The 18,291-nt window shown below is 70.0% G+C and carries 15 protein-coding genes; 3 read left to right on the top strand and 12 right to left on the bottom strand.

The features are described 5' to 3' along the window. The first annotated feature begins 100 nt into the window (after positions 1–100). Positions 101–3,007 carry an excinuclease ABC subunit UvrA gene (gene uvrA / locus RIC11_RS11700; RefSeq protein WP_502879391.1) on the top strand — a complete coding sequence of 969 codons (2,907 nt, stop codon included), beginning with the start codon at positions 101–103 and terminating at the stop codon, positions 3,005–3,007. Between the two features lie 35 nt (positions 3,008–3,042). Then, the gene (locus tag RIC11_RS11695; protein WP_350211425.1) at positions 3,043–3,402 is read left to right on the top strand and encodes a hypothetical protein; all 360 of its coding nucleotides are present in this window, start codon (positions 3,043–3,045) and stop codon (positions 3,400–3,402) included. Here the strand turns inward: RIC11_RS11695 and RIC11_RS11690 are convergent. Next, positions 3,320–4,258, bottom strand: coding sequence for a hypothetical protein (locus tag RIC11_RS11690; RefSeq protein WP_350211424.1), 939 nt, complete (start codon positions 4,256–4,258; stop codon positions 3,320–3,322). The genes RIC11_RS11695 and RIC11_RS11690 overlap by 83 nt on opposite strands. A 44-nt stretch (positions 4,259–4,302) precedes the next feature. Next, positions 4,303–5,016, bottom strand: coding sequence for a hypothetical protein (locus tag RIC11_RS11685; protein ID WP_350211422.1), 714 nt, complete (start codon positions 5,014–5,016; stop codon positions 4,303–4,305). 148 nt (positions 5,017–5,164) lie between these two features. Here RIC11_RS11685 and RIC11_RS11680 point away from each other — a divergent pair, with 148 nt between their 5' ends. Then, positions 5,165–5,446 carry a hypothetical protein gene (locus RIC11_RS11680; RefSeq protein WP_350211421.1) on the top strand — a complete coding sequence of 94 codons (282 nt, stop codon included), beginning with the start codon at positions 5,165–5,167 and terminating at the stop codon, positions 5,444–5,446. Positions 5,447–5,649: 203 nt separating this feature from the next. Here RIC11_RS11680 and RIC11_RS11675 read toward each other — a convergent pair whose 3' ends face one another. The 10 genes from RIC11_RS11675 to RIC11_RS11630 form a co-directional block, all read right to left on the bottom strand. Then, complete coding sequence (locus RIC11_RS11675; protein WP_350211419.1) at positions 5,650–8,526, bottom strand: BamA/OMP85 family outer membrane protein; 2,877 nt, start codon at positions 8,524–8,526, stop codon at positions 5,650–5,652. A 264-nt stretch (positions 8,527–8,790) separates the two neighbouring features. After that, the gene (locus RIC11_RS11670; protein WP_350211417.1) at positions 8,791–9,546 is read right to left on the bottom strand and encodes a hypothetical protein; all 756 of its coding nucleotides are present in this window, start codon (positions 9,544–9,546) and stop codon (positions 8,791–8,793) included. A gap of 170 nt (positions 9,547–9,716) precedes the next feature. Next, positions 9,717–11,168 (bottom strand): replicative DNA helicase, encoded by a 1,452-nt coding sequence (gene dnaB, locus RIC11_RS11665; protein ID WP_350211415.1) that lies wholly within the window; start codon positions 11,166–11,168, stop codon positions 9,717–9,719. Between the two features lie 205 nt (positions 11,169–11,373). Next, entirely contained in the window at positions 11,374–11,910 is a 537-nt protein-coding gene (gene rplI / locus RIC11_RS11660) for a 50S ribosomal protein L9 (RefSeq protein WP_350211414.1), read from the bottom strand. Positions 11,911–11,980: 70 nt separating this feature from the next. Continuing rightward, positions 11,981–12,451, bottom strand: coding sequence for a single-stranded DNA-binding protein (ssb, locus tag RIC11_RS11655; RefSeq protein WP_350211412.1), 471 nt, complete (start codon positions 12,449–12,451; stop codon positions 11,981–11,983). A 53-nt stretch (positions 12,452–12,504) separates the two neighbouring features. After that, the gene (rpsF, locus tag RIC11_RS11650; RefSeq protein ID WP_350211410.1) at positions 12,505–12,906 is read right to left on the bottom strand and encodes a 30S ribosomal protein S6; all 402 of its coding nucleotides are present in this window, start codon (positions 12,904–12,906) and stop codon (positions 12,505–12,507) included. Positions 12,907–13,001: 95 nt separating this feature from the next. Then, positions 13,002–13,571, bottom strand: coding sequence for an aminoacyl-tRNA hydrolase (gene pth / locus RIC11_RS11645; RefSeq protein WP_350211408.1), 570 nt, complete (start codon positions 13,569–13,571; stop codon positions 13,002–13,004). A gap of 69 nt (positions 13,572–13,640) precedes the next feature. Continuing rightward, a complete protein-coding gene (locus RIC11_RS11640) occupies positions 13,641–14,315 on the bottom strand; it encodes a 50S ribosomal protein L25 (RefSeq protein WP_350211406.1) in 675 nt (224 codons plus the stop codon). A 349-nt stretch (positions 14,316–14,664) separates the two neighbouring features. Further along, positions 14,665–16,047 (bottom strand): arylsulfatase, encoded by a 1,383-nt coding sequence (locus RIC11_RS11635; RefSeq protein WP_350211404.1) that lies wholly within the window; start codon positions 16,045–16,047, stop codon positions 14,665–14,667. Positions 16,048–16,351: 304 nt separating this feature from the next. Further along, positions 16,352–18,274, bottom strand: coding sequence for a S1 RNA-binding domain-containing protein (locus RIC11_RS11630; protein WP_350211402.1), 1,923 nt, complete (start codon positions 18,272–18,274; stop codon positions 16,352–16,354). Positions 18,275–18,291: the final 17 nt, after the last annotated feature.

The raw sequence follows: 18,291 nt of genomic DNA, 5'->3' as shown, positions 1-18,291 counted from the left end.
GGTGAGTTCCCCCAACCCCTCACCGCGGCTAGGCTAGACCGATTCGCCGCCGGCCGACGGGGCCGGCAGGGGATCGCAGCCCGCTAGCAGCCGTGGCGCCGTGGCCGATACCGCGACCAAGAACGCACCGACCACGGACGCAGAGGGCTCGCCGATCGACGCGATCCGCATCCGCGGCGCGCGGGTCCACAACCTGCGCGACCTGGACGTCGACATCCCCCGCAGCAAGCTGGTGGTGATCACCGGCGTGTCGGGCAGCGGCAAGAGCTCGCTCGCGTTCGACACGCTCCTCGCCGAAGGGCAGCGGCAGTACATCGACTCGTTGAGCGTGTACGCGCGGCAGTTCTTCCAGCAACGCCAGCGGCCCGACGTGGACCGCATCGAGGGCCTGCAGCCGGCGGTGGCGATCGACCAGAGCCAGGGCTCGCACAGCCCGCGGAGCACCGTCGGCACCGTCACCGAGGTGCACGACTACCTGCGCCTGCTCTACGCGCGGGCCGGCGCGATGGCCTGCCCCGAGTGCGGCGAACCGATCACGCAGCAATCCCCCGGCGAGATCGAGGACGCGCTGGCCGCGCTGCCGCTGGGGTCGCGCGCGATGCTCCTCGCGCCGCTCGTGCGCGGACGCAAGGGCAAGCACGCGGACGTCGTCGACGCGGCGCGCAAAGCGGGCTTCGTGCGGCTGCGGGTCGACGGCGAGACCTACCCGATCGAGGACGCGCCCGAGCTGACCCCGCAGAAGGTGCACGACATCGAAGCGGTCGTCGACCGCATCGTGCTGCGCGAAGGCCTCGAAGCGCGGATCGCCGAGTCGGTGCGCCTCGCACTGAAGCACGGCGAGGGCGTCGTTCTGGCCGTGTTCCAGACGCCCGAAGCCAAGGCCGCCGGCGGCGAATGGGAGCAGCGCGTGTACAACACGCGCTACGCGTGCCCGACCTGCAAGGTCGGCGTCGCGGAGGTCGAGCCCCGCACTTTCAGCTTCAACAGCCCCTACGGCGCTTGCCCCGGGTGCCACGGCATGGGCGCCGTCGAGGCGTTCGACCCGGAGCTCGTGCTGCCCGACCTGTCGCGTTCGCTGCAGGGGGGCGCCGTGGCGCCGTGGCGGACCGCGTCGGCCTCGGGAAAGAAGAAGCGCCTGGCGACGCTCGAGCCGCTGCTCGCGTCGCTGAAAGTCGACGCCGAAACGCCGCTCGCCGACTGGCCCCGCGGCGGCGTGCAGAAGCTCTTGACCGGCGACGGCCGCGGCTTCGGCGGGCTGCTGCTGTTGCTCGAGGAGGAGCGGCTGGCGACCAAGCGCGAAGCGACCCGCGACCGCCTCGACGCATTCCGCGCGGAGGTCGTCTGCCCCGACTGCGACGGCACACGCCTGCGCCCCGAGGGCCGCGCCTGCCGCGTGGCCGGCCGCCCGATCCACGAGGTAGGGGCGCAGGCGATCGCCGACGCGAGCGCGTGGTTCGACTCGCTCGGCGACGCCGACTTCGAGCCCGAGCGGCTCGCCATCGCCCAGCCCCTGCTGCGCGAGATCCGCCGCCGGCTGGCGTTCCTTGTGAAGTCGGGCGTGGGATACCTGACGCTCGACCGCTCCGCGAGCACGCTCTCCGGCGGCGAGCTGCAACGCGTGCGCCTGGCGACCGGCATCGGCAGCGGGCTGGTCGGCGTCATGTACCTGCTCGACGAGCCGTCGATCGGCCTGCACCCCCGCGACAACCAGCGTCTGCTCGAGTCGATCCGGGAACTCCGCGGCCAAGGCAACACGGTGATCGTCGTCGAGCACGACGAGGCCCTCATCCGCGCGGCCGACTGGGTCGTCGACATCGGCCCGGGCGCGGGGCGGGGCGGTGGGCGGCTGGTGGCCGAAGGGCCCCCCTCGGCGATCGGCGCGCGGGCCGATTCGGTCACCGGCCGATACCTGTCGGGCGCCGAAAAAACCCCCACCCCAGCCGAGCGCCGGACCCCACAGCCAAAATCGACGAAGCCCGTCGCCGAGTGCCCCACGCCAAAGCTGTCGCTCACCGGCGCGCGGCTGCACAACCTACGGGGGGACGCCTTCGAGTTGCCGCTGGGCAAGCTCGTGGGCGTGACCGGCGTGTCCGGCAGCGGCAAGACATCGCTCGTCGTCGGCACGCTCGCCAGGGCGCTGGCAAGGAAGATCAATGGCGCGGCGGCCAAGCCCGGTCCGTACGACACCCTCTCCGGCGCCGACGCGATCGGGCGCTTCGTCGAGGTCGACCAGTCCCCCATCGGCCGCTCGCCCCGCAGCAACGCGGGCACGTACACCGGCGTGTTCGACGAGATCCGCAAGCTGCTCGCGAAGACCAAGCTCGCGCGGCAACGCGGCTACAAGCCGAGCCGCTTCAGCTTCAACGTGAAGGGGGGCCGCTGCGAGGAGTGCCAGGGGCAGGGGCAGAAGAAGATCGAGATGAACTTCTTGCCCGACCTGTATGTCGACTGCGACGCGTGCTCCGGAGCACGGTTCAACCGCGCGACGCTCGCCGTGCGGTACCGCGGCCACACGGTCGCCGACGTGCTCGGCATGCCGATCGCCGACGCGCTCGAACTGTTCGCCGACGCGCCGGCCATCCACGGCCCGCTGGAAGCGCTGACCGCCGTCGGCCTGGGGTACCTGTCGCTCGGCCAGCCCGCTAACACGCTCTCCGGCGGCGAGGCGCAGCGCGTCAAACTGGCCGCGGAGCTCGGCGCCTCGGGGCCCGACCGCCGCGCACAGACGCTCTACTTGCTCGACGAGCCGACCACCGGCCTCCACACCGACGACGTGCGCCGCTTGCTCCGCGTGCTGGGCCGACTGGTCGATGCGGGCGGCACGGTGGTGGTGATCGAGCACCACCTCGACGTGATGCGCACCGCCGACTGGCTCGTCGACCTCGGCCCCGACGGCGGGGCGGCCGGCGGCCAGATCATCGCCGCCGGCACACCGGAACACGTGGCCGAGCACGGCCCTGGGCCGACGAGCGAGTGGCTACGCGGCGCGCTGGACGGCAGAATGTAGGATATGCTGCAGCGGACCAACGGGAAGCTGACGTGGTGAAGCGCATCGTTAACGCATCGCACAATCCCAGCGCAGACCCGGCTATGAAGGCGGACGCCAAACGAAATCGTAGTCTTTTGTTGAAGAGCCTCTTGTTCGGCATCGGGTCATGGAGCGTCAGCTTTGCGGTCATGGCTGTTTTGCTGCACTACCAAACTCCCGCCACAGGTGACGCGCCGACCCCTGCCTGGTTGACGGCCATGCGGCTCTTGGTTGTGCCGCCCGCCGCGCTGGGCGACGTCTACTTCATTTCGGGCATCGGCATCCTGATATTCATGGGTTTAGGCATCGCAATGCACTGCATGGCGTGGGCGATTGTGTTGGCAGTTTCTCGCAAGCTGGCGCGAACTGAGTAGGGCGACCGCCTGATGGGTCACTCCCCAACTCGACCAACTCGGCAACCTCGGCCTCCTCGATCGCCGGCTTCGCGACCGTGTGGCTCACCAGCCGCAGCTCGACCGGCTTGGCGGTCTCGTTCCACACGCGGCGCTGCTCGACGAGCAGCCACTTCTGCTCTCCGCGGGCCACGCAGCGGACCTCGATCGACCCGCCCGACCAGTCGGCCGGCGCGGCGAACGTGACGCGGAACTCTTGCTCCCCCTCGAGGGTCGACTGGCTCGACTTGCGGAGCTTGTAGTACACGCCCGTCCGCCGGCCCGTCGTGCCGCTCACCACCAAGGGCCGTTTGGGCGGCAGGCGGTTCTGGGTGGTGGTCACGGCCTCGCTCTTGGTCGCGCCGCCGGAGATGGTCGGCGCGAGGGCCACGTCGCCGGCGATCTTGCCGCCGAGTGACCCACCGATCGTCTTGTCGACCGACTCGGTCTTCTTCACCTCGATCGGCTGCGCGTGCTCCGCGACCAGCTCGGTGCGCGGCGCGTAGTCGTAAACGGCCAGGCCCGCCGACGCGCCGTCGATCTCCACGACCACGTCCTGCACACGCCGCGCCTCGCCGTGGTACAGCAGCAGGGTGACCGGCGCGACGATCTCCACGAGCCGCTCGCCCGGCCGCTCCGCGAGGAACGCGTCGGTCGTCACGTCGCGGCAGACCAGCCGCTGCGGCACGTCGAAGCCGACCTCCGGCGTGCGGGTCTTGAACGTGTCGAGCGAAAGGTCCGGCAGTTCGACCGCGCCGGCCGGCGCCGTGATAGCGAGCGCCGTGGCGAGCAGCGGCGCGAGGCCCGAGTGGGCGCGCAAGAGTGAATTGCTGAGCATCCCGTGTCGCTCCGTCGCGAGGGAAAAGGCGTCCTTCGTCGGTGCTACGCGGGACCCGGCGGGTCGGTTTCAAGTTCGGCCGCTTTTTTGTCGATGCCGGTCGGTTCGGCGAGCAACTCGTCGACGCTGGCGTTGACGGCGCCCCGCATCGGCGGCAGCAGTGCTGGAAACTCGGCCGGCAGCGGGTCGAGCCGCACCCGACTCATCACCTGGTTCAGGCGGTAGGTGAGCCGCTCGTCGTGGGCGTAGTCTTCGAGGAAGCGGACCTCGACAAACCGCTCGACGAACTCCGCCAGCCGCCCCACATCGCGGCGCGAGAACCGCTCGACCGTGGCCGCCACCCAGGCGGGGTCCGCCTGCGCTATCGCCGCATAGTAGCGGTCGAGGAGGTCGGGCTGGCGGGCGCTGAGCGCGTCGTCCAGAAGCAGCTCGACGAGCACGTGGCCGAGGAACCAGGGGCGTAGGCTGGTCGACTCGCCGAGCGACTCTCGGAGCTCTTTGGCGAACGCCAGCGACAGGCGCCCGAAGGCCGGCGAGTCGTGGAACCACGCGTCGTCCGCGTGGTGCCGGCACACGCCCCGGGCGAGCGCGGCCGCGCGTGGGTCGTCGGCCTCGAGGTGGGGCCTCGCGTCGCGCGAGCGGCACTTGGTTCGCCGCGCCGCGACGCCGAGCCAGTCGGGCACCGCGGCGCCGGCCAACTCGTAGGGATCGATCCGGGCCTTCTCGAGGAAGGGCAAAGCGTGCGCTAGGTAGTTCATCGCCGTTCGACCTTCGGCGATCGCCCGCCGGTGGGCAAGGCGCCGTCGGTCCAATCGGCAAAGTCGGCAAAAGTCGCGGGGCCGGATCGGCCGAAGTTACCGGCAGGGTTTGCCGCCAAGGGGGGCGCCACCCACTATGCGAGACGCGATGCGACGCCAACGACGCTCGACCGCCGCACTCCTCGTGGGTGGGGCGGCAGCCGCCCTGCTTTCGTTCACCCCGGCAGTTTCTGCCGCTCCGCCGCCGCACGCCGCGCCGGCTTACCACCCGGCGCAAGACGCGCCGTACGCGGGCTACTACAACCACGCGCACGCGGCCCCGGTCTTCCGCTGGGGCTGGTTCGGCGCCGAGCAGTACCCCGACACGCCCAAGTGGCACCGCGCGTACCACGGCGACCTGATGCGGTGGCGCACGTGCGGCGGCTATTGAGCGGCGTGCGCGGGTAGTGTCGTCGACGCTATGGAAGCGCGACGAGACCCCGATGGCCGTCGGACCAAGCCGCACCGATCGCGCCCCGGCAATCGCGCCAGTGCCGAGGGCATAAGCCCTCGGAGCCTTGAGCGGCAAGGCGTCGCGCTCGGAGCTGTGATTCGCTTGCCGCCCGAGGCTAGCGCCTGCGGCTAAACGCAGCGCTAGCGTTGCAGGCCCATGTTGAACGAGAAGACGCGCTCGTCGTCGTACTCGGGGCCGGCGACCGCCCAAGCGAAGTCTAGCGCGATCGGCGCCGGGCCGAGCGCGGGCACCGCGATCCGCAGGCCGAAGCCCGGCGCGACGCGGTAGTCGTCTAGCGAGATGTCCTCGTTCACCGTGCCGTGGTCGACGAACAGCACGCCGTTGACCGAGTCGTCGGCCGTGATCGGGAACAGGTACTCGAGCGTGTTGATGAACATGAAGTCGCCGCCGATCCGCGCGTTCAGCGGGCCGGCCACCGGCGAGGCGCCGCGGAAGCTGTAGCCGCGGAGCGTCGAGAAACCGCCCGCGTAGAAGCGGTCGTAGACCGGCGTGTTCGACCCGGTGAAGCCGACCCGCGTCTGGAAGTTCATCACGTGCCGGCCCGTGTGGTCCGGGCGCTCGCGGACCAGCCAGTAGGTGCGGCCGTCGATCTCGACGCGCGGGTAGTCGAACGAGCCGACCACCTGCTCGAAGGTCGTCGCCAAGTAGTAACCCTCGGTCGCGAGGAACGGGTTGTCGCGTTTGTCGGTCACCAGCCGCAGGCCGAAGCCGTGCAACGCGTTGTCCCCCAGCGCTTCGGCCAGCTCCGGCACCGTGGGGTCGCTCACCTGGCGGATCTTGACGTTCTCGCCGCGGTAGGTGACCTGGGCCGACAGGTCGCGTTCGACCCACTGGTAGCCGAGGCCGATCCGCCCGCCGAGGCGGTTCTCGTCCCAGTCGTCGAAGCGGCGGTCGTACAACGACCCCGACAGACTCAGGCTGATGTTCGAATCGAGGAAGTACGGGTCCTGCCAGCTCGCCAAGTACCGCTGGACCTCGGTGCCCGGCGCGGCCTCGAGCCGCAGGCGCTGGCCGCCGCCGCGGAACGCGCGGCCGCTCCAGAAGTCGTCGTAGCTGCGCGGGAAGCGGCGCCAGTCGAAGTGCCGCTCGTCGATCAGGATCTGGCCGACAAGGCCCGCGTCGGAGTTCACGGCGGCGCCGATCATGAAGCGGCCGGTTTGGGTCTCTTCGAGGTTCACGTAGATGTCTGCGAACGGCTCGGTCGGCGGGGGGACTGGCGTGGGGGCGTAGACCTGCGTGGGGAATAGCTGGGTGTCGACCGGCGCAAAGCCGGGCGCAGGGTACTGCACGTGGTCCACGACCGGCGGCCCAGGGGGCGCCGCGCCGAGTTGCTGCACGGGCAAGCCGGGCGAAACGCCAGACGCCGAGTAGGGGTCGGTCGCGCCGACCGCTCCCGGATCGCCGGCGCCGCTCGGCGCGAACGCCTGCTGCGCGGGGTAGCTCGCCGGCGCCTGCCGCGCCTGGTAGACCGATCCGCTCTGGGCCGCGGGGGCCGCCTCCGTGGGGGCCGAGCGCCAGCCGCTGGCCGGTTCGGACGCGGCGTAGCCCGCGTTCTGGCCGCGGAACACGCCGGCCTTCTTCTCTTGCTTCTTCCGCTCGCGCTCGGCGAGCCACTGCTTGGTCTGCTCGGAGACCTGGTAAGTGATCTCGGGCGGCTGGCCCTGCGCGGGGCTGTTCACGAAGATGCCGAGGTTCTTCAGGCGCCGCTCGCTGTCTCGGAGCTTGCGGGTGTCGAGCGTGTCGCCCGGCTGGATCGACAGCGGGTTGAGCGCGACGGGGATCCGGGTGTTGGGGTCGTCCCCCTTGATGTTCACGAAGATCTGCCCGACGCGCCAGCTCTCGCCCTCGGTGATGTTGTAGACCAGGTCGATTAGACCCGGCTCTTCGAGGAAGACGGTCTCCGGGCGGATGTCGGCGAACACGTAGCCCCGGCTGCCGTAGAGGTCCTGCAACCAGGCGATGTCGACCTGCATCTTGAGCTGCTCGAACGGCTGGCCCGGCTGGAGGGTCAGGCCGGCGCGCACCTCCTCGGCGGGGAACACCTCGACGCCGTTGAGCGTGACGTTGCGCACGTTGTACCGGGGCCCCTCGCTGATGGCGAACCGCACCGTGGCGCGTTTGCCGTCGTCGCTGAGCCGAACGGTGCGGCCGATCCGCGCGCGGAAGAAGCCGAACGAGCGGTAGTAGCTGGTCAGCGCCTCGACGTCGGCGTCGAGCTCTTCTTCGTTGAGGCTGTGCGGGAAGAAGACCCACTTCCCGAAGCCCGGCTTGGACTGCACCTTGTGCTTCAGCTGGCTGTCGGTGGCGAAGCGGTTGCCCTCGAACTCGATGTCGTGGATCGCCTGCTTGGGCCCCTCGTGGATCGAGTAGGTGACGCCGTGGTCGGACGCGTCGGCGCCCTCCTCGATCTTTACGAACGCGCGACCGAAGCCCTTCTCTCGGTAGAGGGCCTCGATCTTGCGTCGGCCCTCTTCGACCGCGTAGGGGTCGATCGCGCCCCCCACGACCAGGCCGGTCTCTTCGCCGAGCCGCTTGTCCGTGAAGCTCTTGTTGCCGAGGTACTCGACGTACCGCAGCGTGCGTCGCTCGGTCACCTCGAGCACGATCACGCGGCCGTCGGGCGTGGAGCGGGAGAGGGGACGCACGGTCACGAAGTACGGCAGCGAAGCGAGCCGCTTGATGTCCGCGGCGAGCACCCGCGAGTCGAACGGCCGGCCCACGCGGGTGCTCATCTGATCGGTGATCTGCTTGGCGGGCACGGTCGCGTTGCCGCGCACGGTCACCTCCGCGACGAGCTCGTCGGTGGCGAACTCGCTCAAGCCGCCGCTCGCCCGCCGCGTCGGCAGGTCCGCCATCGGCGGGCGCGCCGCCGGCGACGAGCCGAAACCGCCGCCCGGCAGCCCCTGTGCCGGCGCATAGCACGGCGCCACGACCGCCACGAGCCCCGCGATCGACAGACCGATTCGGCGGATTCGCGCGGTCGGGGACGCCAGCATTGGGCAGCGAGGAGTCGGCATCGGCGCGTGCGGGGTCGATGTTCGTCAACCGCCGGCGCCCAGTCGGACGCGCGGCGCCCCCCAGCCCGGTGAGGCGAGGGGCCGCGTAGAACTAGGAAACCGAGCCGGAGGCCGCAAGACCGAAGGCCGTGGGGCGCGGGTCTCGCCAGCAGGCGGAGCGTCGCCGTGGCGCCCGCAGCGTGGAGAGTCCACCGCGCGAAGGCCGGGACCGACGGGATCGGCCCTGACCGTGCGCTCCTCCCGTCAGTCCCGTGGCAGCAGCGCCGGCGTCAGCTGCACGACGACGGCCCCGTCGACGCAGGCGACCGACTTTGTCCGCGGCGAGGCGCCCCTGGCTTCCGGCAATCGCAACGATAATTCGGGGGCGTCGCCGGTCGTGTCGAGGTAGAGATCGCCGCTGAGCCGGCTCCGCTGCTTGGGCAGCCAGCTGTCGAGCAGCTCGACCGGCAGGGGGAGCCGGCCGACTCGCACCGACTCCAGACGCAGGCGGAGCGTGTCGTCCTCGAGGTCTCGCGCCGCGAAACCGGCCGACAGCACGACCGGGCCAGCCGGTGTGGCTAGCGAGCAAGCCACGGTGAATCGCCCGTCTCGGAGTTCGACGCGCAGGTCGGTCAGCTGTCCGCCGCTGATCCGGAAATCGTCCGAGGCGAGCAGCGCGTTGAGTTCGTCCTGGCCTACGCGGACCGTGTAGAGGTCCGTCGAAGGATCGTAGTCGGGGTCGGCCTCCAAGCGGAAGCCGACCGTTCGCTCGCCCCGATTCGCGTTAGCGTGCTGTAACCGCAGCGAGCGGGTCTGCCACTGCCTGAAATCGGCTTGGATCTCCTCGAAACGCTGCTCGACCGCTTCGGACTTACCGCCGCTGGGATGTGTGGCGACCAGCTTGGCATAGTACGACGGGGCACTCACCGCCAACAAGCAGGCGACGCCAACCGAGCCGGCGAGGAGGAACGATAGACAGAACCCCGCGATCACCACGCGGCGTACGAAGCGACGGATCATCCGGCTTGGCCTCGGGGACAGGCGCCTGCTCCCACAAGCCTAGCCCGCTGGCGCCGCCGATCGGGCGGCCAGGAACGACTCGGACCGACGGCGGGACGCGTCGCGACCGTCACAACAGGCGCCGCGGCCGTCGGGCGCCGGTGGGCGCGCGATCCGGAGGGCCGCCGGCCTCAACCGAAGCCGCCGTCGTCCCACTCTCCGCCGAACTCCTCGTACTGCTGCGGCGCGCGGTTGGTGAAGCGGGTGAAGTCGTGCAGCCAGGTGAGCTTGATGTCGCCGACCGGGCCGTTGCGTTGCTTGCGGATGAGCAGGTCGGCCTCGCCGCGCACGCGCTCGCGGTCCTCGTCGCTGCTGCAGTAGTACTCTTCGCGGTGCACGAACATGACCACGTCGGCGTCCTGCTCGATCGCCCCCGACTCGCGCAGGTTGCTCAGCTGGGGTTTGTTGTCGCGCGCCGACTCGACCTGGCGGTTGAGCTGCGCCAGGCACAACACGGGCGTGTCGAGCTCGCGGGCGAGGCCCTTCAGGCGGCGGGCGATCTTGGCGACCTGCTCCTGGCGGGGGTCGCGGCTGTTATCGGGCTCGATCAATTGGAGGTAGTCGATGGCGATCAACGCGAGCCCCTCACGCCGCTTCAGGCGCCGCGCGGCGGCGGCGATCTCGGTCATCGTGCGGCTCGGCGAGTCGTCGATGTACAGCGGCGCCGTGCTGACCTCGGCCGCGGTGCGGATCAGCTTCTGGCTCTCCTCGGGGGTGATCTGGCCGTTCCGCAAGCGGTGGCCGTTGACCTTGGCGCGCGAGCACAGCAAGCGGTCGCCCAGCTCGAGCGACGACATCTCGAGGCTGACGAACAGCGTGGGCTGCTGGCAGTTGATCGCGGCGTGCTCGACGATGTTCATCGCGAGCGCCGTTTTGCCCATCGACGGCCGCGCGGCGAGGATGATCAGTTCCGAACCGTGGAGCCCACCGGTCAGCTCGTCGAAATCGTCGAACCCGGTCTCGAGCCCGCCGAACGCGTGCTCGTGCTTCATCCGGGCGTCGATCCGTGCGATGGCCTCGTGCAGCACGTCGCGGATGGCGGTGACCTGGCCCTGCCCCTTCTCCTCGAGGATGCCGAACACCCGCTCCTCGGCGCGGCTCAGCAGCAGGCGGGGCTCGACGGTCGGGTCGTACGCGTCGCGGAGGATGTCCGTGCTCGCGCTGATCAAGCCGCGGAGCGTCGACTTCTCGCGCACGATGCGTGCGTAGTGCTCCGCGTGGGCGCTGGTGGCCACGGCGTCGGAGAGCTCGGCCAGGTAGGCCGCCCCGCCGACCGCCTCGTATTCGCCGGAGTCGCGCAGCCGCTGGATGAGCAGCGTGGGGTCGATCGCGGCCCCGCCGTCGTGCATCGCCAGCAGGTGCGCATAGATGCGGCGGTTCGCGTCGTCGAGGAAGTCGTCCGCCTTGAGGATCAGGGCGACCTCGTCGGCCGCCTCGGGCAAGAGGAGCAGGCTGCAGAGCACGGCGCGCTCCGCCTCGAGGCTCTGCGGCAGCTTCCGCTCCAGCAGCGAGTCGGCGCTGGGCTGGCCGTTGGAGGGGCGGTGGGGCGCGTCTTTGCGGTTGCGGGGCTCTTCGGTCGGCATCGGCGTTCGCTCCTTCGAATACCGCGGCGCAGCCGGCCGGAGTCGGCCACGCGGCGTGGGCCTGCGCAAAAACGGGCAGCCGCCCCCCGGGGCGGGGGACGGCTGCCTTGTGCGGTTCGCTCGGCGGGCTCGTGTGGTTCGCTCGGCGGGCTTGTGCGGCTCGCTAGGCGGGCTCGTGTGGTTCGCCCGCCGGGGCGGGCCGGCGTCAGGCGTCGTCGCCGACGGCCGGCACGACCCAGACCTTCAGCTCGCCCTCGACCTCGCTGGAGAAGCGGATCTTGACCGTATACAGGCCGAGCTCCTTCAGCACGCCTTCGAGCTTGATCTGCTCGGCGGCGAGGGTGATGTTTTGCTTCTTGAGCGCGGCGACGATCTCGGTCGCCCCGACGCTGCCGTAGAGGTGGCCGTCTTCGGTGGCCTTGGCCTCGATCGTCACGCTCTGCTTGGCGATCTCGGCGGCCTGCTTGCGGAGCTCGGACTGGCGCTGCCGCTCGATCTCTTCGAGCTTGGCCTTGTGCTTCTCGACCATCCGCTTGTGGTGGTCGGTGGCGACCGTGGCGAGCCCCTCCGGGACGAGGTAGTTCAGCGCGTAGCCGGGGCGGACCTCGACGACGTCGCCCTGCTTGCCGAGGTGTTCGACCGACTGGATCAGCAGCAGCTCGACGCCGCCGTGCGAGCCGCGCGGCAACCGCTTCGAGTTGGTCGGGTTGCGCTTGAGCTTCTTTTGCTTGGTGGTGGCCATGGCTTCGTGAGCAGGCGAAGGGCAGCGGGCAGGCGGCAGGGTTGGTGGCCTGCTGCGTGCTGCGGGTGGATCAGAACGGGATATCGTCTTCGGGGGGGGCGGTCGGGGCGGCCGAGCCGTATTCGTCGGCGCCGCCGTAGTCGTCGTAGGAATCCTGGCGTGGGGCGGAGCGGCCACCGCCGCGGGGGGCGCCGCCGCCTCCGCTGCCGCCGCCTTCGCGGCCGCCGAGCATCTGCATCTTGTCGGCCACCACACGCAGCTTGGACCGCTTCTGGCCGTCCTTCTCCCACTGGTCCAGCTTGAGCCGGCCCTCGATCAGCACGGGCGAGCCCTTGCTCAGATATTGGTTGGCTACCTCGGCGGTCCGGGCCCAGAGGGTCACGTCGACGAAGGTGGTCTCGTCGACCCACTGGTCGCCTTTCTTGACACGGTCGTTGACGGCCAGACCGATTTCGGAGACCGCCGTGCCGCTAGGGATGTAGCGGAGCTCGGGGTCGCGGGTCAGGTTGCCGACGAGGACGACTCGGTTGTAGCTGGCCATGGCGGTTCCGCGTTGGTGGTCGCGCTGGTTTCGCTAGCGGCGGGAGGGGGCGCTCAGCCTTCGGTGGCCTCGGCGGTCGTTTCGGCGGCCGCGGCGACTTCTGCCTCGACGTCCGCGTCGAGGGGCTGGCCCGACGCGTGGGCCAGGATCGGCTCGACCAGCCGCGGGTGGATCTTCAGCACCATGTGACGCAGCACGCCGCTCTTGAGCTCGCACGCGCGGTTGAAGTCGGCCAGCTTGGGACCGTCTTGGCGGAAGTAGATCAGCCAGTAGGCGCCTTTGCGCTGGCCCTTAACCGCATACGCCAGGCGGCGCTCTTCCCACAAACGGCTGACGATGACCTCGCCCCCCTCGGAGGTGATCATCTCTTCGACCGCCTTGGGCAGCGCGTCCTGGTCGCGAGCGAACTTGTTCGCGTCGAAGATGAACAGGCCTTCGTAGACGTTTTGTTCCAAGGTATCGCCCTCGTTTGCTCGGCCCCGCCGATCGCTGATCGGGGCGTCGCGGATCGGAATGGATTGGTGTGATTCGTTGGCGCCGAGCGGCGCTCTCAAGCGCCGAGCTGGTTGAACTTGTTCATCGCCGCGGTGACGCCTTCGCTCGCCCAGCAGGCGGCCGCGGCGGCCGCGTCGGCGATCGCCACGTCGACGAGCTCTCGCTCTTTCGGGGCGAAGCGGCCGAGCACGAAGTCCGCCGCGTCGCGACCGTCGGGCAGCGGGCCGACCCCGATACGCAAGCGGTGGTACGCCTCGTCGCCGAGCTGCTGGGCAACGTCCTTCAGCCCGTTTTGCCCGCCGGAGGAGCCCTTCGCTCGCATCCGCAGCCGGCCAACGTCGAGGGCTAGATCATCGCAAATGATGAGCAAGTCCTCTAGCGCTGTCTTGTAAAATGTGGTTGCGGCCCGGACGGCCCGGCCGCTGCGGTTCATGTAGGTCTGCGGCCAAACGAGCAACGCCCGCTGGCCGGCGATCGTCGCTTCCGCGACGTAGCTCTCGAACTTCGCCTTGGGGGGTTCGGCCCCGTGCTGCTCGGCGAGCAGCCGCAGGGTGTCGAAGCCGACGTTGTGCCGCGTCGCTTCGTATTGCCTGCCGGGGTTGCCGAGGCCGACGACGATTTTCATCGGGCTGCCTCCGCGGACGCGGTCGGCTGCGGTCCGGGCCAGTAACGGGACGGGCCAGCGGCTGGGTGCTCACTCGGTGTCGGGTTTCTCGCCCTCGGGGGCCTCGCTGTCTTCGCCGGCATCGGCTTCGGCCGATGCTCCCTCGCCGGTGATCAGTTCCGGAGCGTCGCTCGCTGCGGCGGCCTCGCCCAGATCGGGCTCGCGGGCGGGCGGGCCGCAGTGGGCGAGCACCCGCTCGGGCTCGGTCAGAACGACGCAGCCATCGGGCACGCCACCCAGGTCGGCCGCGGTCGCGTTGTCGCCGATCTTGAGCGGCGACACGTCGACCCACAGCAGGTCGGGGATGCTGGCCGGCGCGGCTTCGATGTCGACGTGGTCGTGGACCGCTGCGACGACGCCTCCCTCTTGGGCGCCGACGGCCTCGCCACGGAGCTCGACCGGCACGCTGACCTGGACTTTCTCGCCCTTGCTGACCCGCAGCAAGTCAACGTGCAGCAGCTCACGATGGAATGTGTCCCACTGGATGTCTTGCACCAGCGCCTGGCCATCGGCGGCGCCCCGCAGCTGGACGACTTTCGCCTTATGGGCGAGCGCCTTGCGCAGCTCACGCTCCGGGATCGCGAGGCTTACGACTTCCTCTTTGTGCCCGTACAGCACGGCGGGGATCGAGCCGCTCGCACGGAGCTTGCGGCTAGCGAGCGAGCCGTGTTGGTCGCGCGGCGTGGCGGTCAGGGTATCGGACATGGCTCGGGCCGCCGCGGCTGGCTGCTCGGACGGAGGGAACGTGGTGGACGAAAGGCGGGGACGCGGTGGACGGAACGCCACCGGCTCGCCCCAGCAAGGTGGCGAGAACCGCGGAGTATGGCAGTTTCTCGCCGACAATCAAGGGGCGTTGAGGACGCCCGCCGCCACCGCGGGGGGATAGCGCCGCGGGTCGCAGCGGGTCGGCAAACCGCGACGGTCGCGGCAACGGGTGGGGGGGGCAGAGGAGGAAACCCTCGCTAGCGACTCGGCCACGCATCTGCCAAAGCGATGGCGGCGGCGTCCGATTGCCGGGCGGGGCCGGCTTGAGCCTCGCTTCAGCAGCCTCGCTTCAGCGGCCGTCGCGGCGGTTCTTGCCAAACGCGAACTCGCCGGAGGGGGTCCGGACCGTGTCCATCAGGTCGGCTAGCTGCCCAGCCAGCTCGGGCTCGTCGGCCGCTCGGTTGGCGGTTTCGCCCGGGTCTGAGGCAAGGTTGTACAGCTCGAGTTCGGACCCGCCGTCACGGCCCACGTCCAGACGGACGGCCTTCCACGGCCCACGGCGGATCGCCTGCTTCCCCCCCCGCTCGTGGAACTCCCAGTAAAGGTACTCGTGCTGCGGCTGGTCGCTCTCGCCGGTGATTGTCGGCACAAGCGACAGGCCGTCGATCCCGCCCGGCGCGTCGACGCCGGCTAGCTGGCAAAACGTGGGGAGCCAGTCCCAGCCGGCCGAGGCAAACTCGCTCGAGCCGCCCGCCGGCGTGCGCGTGGGCGCCCAGACGATCGTCGGCACGCGGATGCCTCCCTCGTAGAGGTCGCGCTTGTGCCCCCGGTAGGGGCCGTTGGAGTCGAAGAAGTCGGGCCGGTGCCCTCCCTCCAAGTGCGGGCCGTTGTCGCTAGTGAACACGACGACGGTCTTCTCGTCCAAACCGAGTTCCCCTAGCAGGTCGAGCAGGCGACCGACGTCGCCGTCGAGCCGCTGCACCATCGCGGGGAACGCGGCCACCGGGTTGGTCGTTTCGGCGCCGGCGTAGCGACCGACCTGGTCCTCGAACTGGGGGAGCCGCTCCCGCCACTCGGCGTGGGCGTCGGCCGGCGCCTCCATGGCCGCGTGGGGGATCGTGACCGGCAAGAAGCAGAAGAAGGGCCGGTCGCGGTTGGCCCGGATGAAGCGGAGCGCCTGGTCGAAGATCGCGTCGTGGGTGTACCGCTGCGGATCAAAGTCGACACGCTCGAGGCCGTCCCACAGGTGGTCGGTGTAGTACCGGTGCGCGTGGCGCTGGCAGTTGTAGCCGAAGAAGCGGTCGAAGCCTTGCTTGACCGGGTCGCCCTCCGAGCCGGGGTACCCAAGCCCCCACTTGCCGAACGCGCCGGTCGCGTAGCCGGCGTCGTGCAAGAGCTCGGCGAGCGTGACGGAGTCGGCCGGAAGCGGCTCTTGTCCCTCGCCGGCGGCGTGTTCCGTGTTGCCGCGGATCTCGCAGTGCCCCGTGTGCAGGCCGGTCATCAACGAGCAACGCGACGGCGCGCAGACCGTCGATCCGGCGTAGTGTTGCGTGAGCCGCATGCCTTGCTCGGCCATCCGGTCGAGCCGCGGCGTAGTGAACCGCTGCTGCCCGAAGCAAGAGAGGTCGCCGTAGCCGAGGTCGTCGGCCATAACGAACACGACGTTCGGCTGGTCCTTCGCGTGGCCGACCGCTAGTGGCACGGCGAACAGCAGCAACGCGGCGAGACGCATTGTCGGTCCTGTTGGAGAACGGGCGGCGCGGCGCGAAACCCTTACCTTACTCAAAATCGCCCCGCGAAGGACGCGATTGGAAGGGCATGGAGCGGGCTGTATGCCGTTGGCGCTCTTTGGCAGATCGCGGCCGGCTTCTCGTGCAAAGGGACGATCGCCGCCGGGCCTCAAGCGAGCCAATCGCGTATCCACCACCACAAATTGAGAAAAGTAGCCCCGATTAAACCGGCGAGGATGGGGCTCATGAAGAGGATGAGCGCCCACGGCCCGGGCGGCATGCGGTGTCGCAGGTCGCCCGGGCGGCTCACCACTTCAGTCCGAACTGCTCGCCGCCGGTGGGGGTGCTGATGCCCCCCTTGAGGTTCTTGAAGTTCTTCCGCTTGCGGCGCGACGCGTCGGGCTCGTCGGGCTCGTCGTCGGAGGGCTTCTCGGCCTTGGCGGGCGCGGCCATCAGGGCCTTGAGCGACAGGGCGATGCGTTGCTTGGAGCGGTCGACCGAGAGGACCTTGGTCTCGACCTCCTGGCCTTCGGAGACCACGTCGGTCACGCGGTGGACCCGCTTGTGGTCCAGCTCGGAGATGTGGATCAGCCCCTCGACGCCGGGCGCCAGGCGCACGAACGCCCCGAAGTCCATGGTCTTCGAGACCTTGCCTTGCACGGTGGAGCCGACCGGGTAATCGGCTTCGGCCGAGTCCCACGGGTTGGCCATCGCCTCGCGGTACGAGAGGGCGATCTTGCCCGACTCGGGGTCGATCTTCTCGATCTTGACCTTGATGGTCTGGCCTTCGGAGAGAACCTCGCGCGGATGACCGATGCGGTCCCAGCTGAGCTTCGACACGTGGATCAGGCCGTCGACGCCGCCGAGGTCAACGAACGCACCGAAGTCGCGGAGCGACCGCACAACGCCGTCGCGTGTCTGGCCGGGCGCCAGCTCGGCGAGGAGCTTATCACGCTTCTCGGCCCGCTCGCGCTCCATCACGGCGCGGTGGCTGAGGATCACGTTCTTGCGAGAGCGGTTCGCCTCGGTGATGACAGCCGATAGCCGCTGGCCGACGAACTCTTCCGGGTTCTCCACGCGGTAGATCGACACCTGCCCCAGCGGCATGAAGCCGCGGATGCCGGAGACCTTGCATTCGAGGCCGCCCTTGTTGGTGCCGGTGATCGTGACCTCGACGATCGTCCCCGCTTCGACATCGTCCCAGTTGCCGATGTCGACCGGCGCGGTCGGCAGCGACAGCTCGTAGAGCCCCTCGTCGGCGTTGAGGCCGTTGACCACCACCTCGATCTCGGCGCCCTCGGTCGGCGCGTTGGCGGCCGGGTCGGCTTCGCCGGTGGGCGCCGCGGCTTCGGGGGTTGGGGACTTCGAAGCGGGGTCGCCCTCGGCGGCGGGATCGGCCTCCGCAGCAGGTGTATCGCTCGGGCTGGCTTCGAACTGCTTGAGCGGGATCGCTCCTTGCTGGTGAGGACCCAGCTCGACGAAGACCGAGTCGCCCGAGACCCGGAGCACCTTGCCCTTGAGCTTTGTGCCCGCGGCGATCTCCGGCGGGGCGGCCGCCGACTGCGAGTCGAGCACCGTGTCGATCGTCGCCCCCTGCATCATCGCGACGAGCTCGGCCTCTTCCTCGGCGGTCGGCGCGGCGCGGGGGTTGGGCGGCGGGTAGTGCTTCCCCTGCTTCGCCGCGTTCGGGTCGCCCTCGGTCACCGGATTGACCGGCTTGGGCTTCGGTTTGTCGGCTTGGTCGGCCGGCGAGTCGCTCCGCTGCGTGCCGACGCGGATCCGCTCGCTCGGGCGGTTCGCCGATTCCACGGCCCCGGCGGAGGCGCCGTCCACCGCTGGCGTAGTATCGCTGGTGGGCTCGGCATCGCTGGTGGACTCGGAATCGCTGGTGGACTCGGCGGGCGACTCGCCCTGGGCGGCGGCCGCGGCCACTGGCGGCTCCGGTTCGGGCGCCGGCGCAGCGGTGTCGGCAGCGGATTGAGCTTGCCCTTCGGTGTCGGGCTGGCCCTGGGTCTCCAGCTGGCCCTGGGTCTCGGGCTCGCGCTGGGTGTCAGGCTGGACTAGTGTCTGAGCCTGGCCCTGCGCCGGGCCGGTGTCGGCAGAGGGGGGCGCCGGAGTCGAATCGTTAGCTTCGGGCGCTTTGCTCTGGGTGGCGCGTTCCGCAGCCGCCACGTTGGACTCGTCGTTCATCCCGCTCGCGACCTCGTCGTCCGGACGCCGAGCCGTCATCGCTCGAGGTCCTCGAT

Origin of the sequence: Botrimarina sp., from assembly GCF_040219535.1 — a bacterium.
Taxonomy (GTDB): domain Bacteria; phylum Planctomycetota; class Planctomycetia; order Pirellulales; family Lacipirellulaceae; genus Botrimarina.
This window is presented reverse-complemented; position numbering and strand designations above follow the sequence as displayed.

Bases quoted from the DNA above. Each gene is read 5' to 3' on its own strand.
- RIC11_RS11690 (WP_350211424.1), bottom strand. From the start codon at position 4,258: ATGCTCAGCAATTCACTCTTGCGCGCCCACTCGGGCCTCGCGCCGCTG.
- RIC11_RS11685 (WP_350211422.1), bottom strand. From the start codon at position 5,016: ATGAACTACCTAGCGCACGCTTTGCCCTTCCTCGAGAAGGCCCGGATC.
- RIC11_RS11680 (WP_350211421.1), top strand. From the start codon at position 5,165: ATGCGACGCCAACGACGCTCGACCGCCGCACTCCTCGTGGGTGGGGCG.
- RIC11_RS11675 (WP_350211419.1), bottom strand. From the start codon at position 8,526: ATGCTGGCGTCCCCGACCGCGCGAATCCGCCGAATCGGTCTGTCGATC.
- RIC11_RS11670 (WP_350211417.1), bottom strand. From the start codon at position 9,546: ATGATCCGTCGCTTCGTACGCCGCGTGGTGATCGCGGGGTTCTGTCTA.
- dnaB (WP_350211415.1), bottom strand. From the start codon at position 11,168: ATGCCGACCGAAGAGCCCCGCAACCGCAAAGACGCGCCCCACCGCCCC.
- rplI (WP_350211414.1), bottom strand. From the start codon at position 11,910: ATGGCCACCACCAAGCAAAAGAAGCTCAAGCGCAACCCGACCAACTCG.
- ssb (WP_350211412.1), bottom strand. From the start codon at position 12,451: ATGGCCAGCTACAACCGAGTCGTCCTCGTCGGCAACCTGACCCGCGAC.
- pth (WP_350211408.1), bottom strand. From the start codon at position 13,571: ATGAAAATCGTCGTCGGCCTCGGCAACCCCGGCAGGCAATACGAAGCG.
- RIC11_RS11640 (WP_350211406.1), bottom strand. From the start codon at position 14,315: ATGTCCGATACCCTGACCGCCACGCCGCGCGACCAACACGGCTCGCTC.
- RIC11_RS11635 (WP_350211404.1), bottom strand. From the start codon at position 16,047: ATGCGTCTCGCCGCGTTGCTGCTGTTCGCCGTGCCACTAGCGGTCGGC.
- RIC11_RS11630 (WP_350211402.1), bottom strand. From the start codon at position 18,274: ATGACGGCTCGGCGTCCGGACGACGAGGTCGCGAGCGGGATGAACGAC.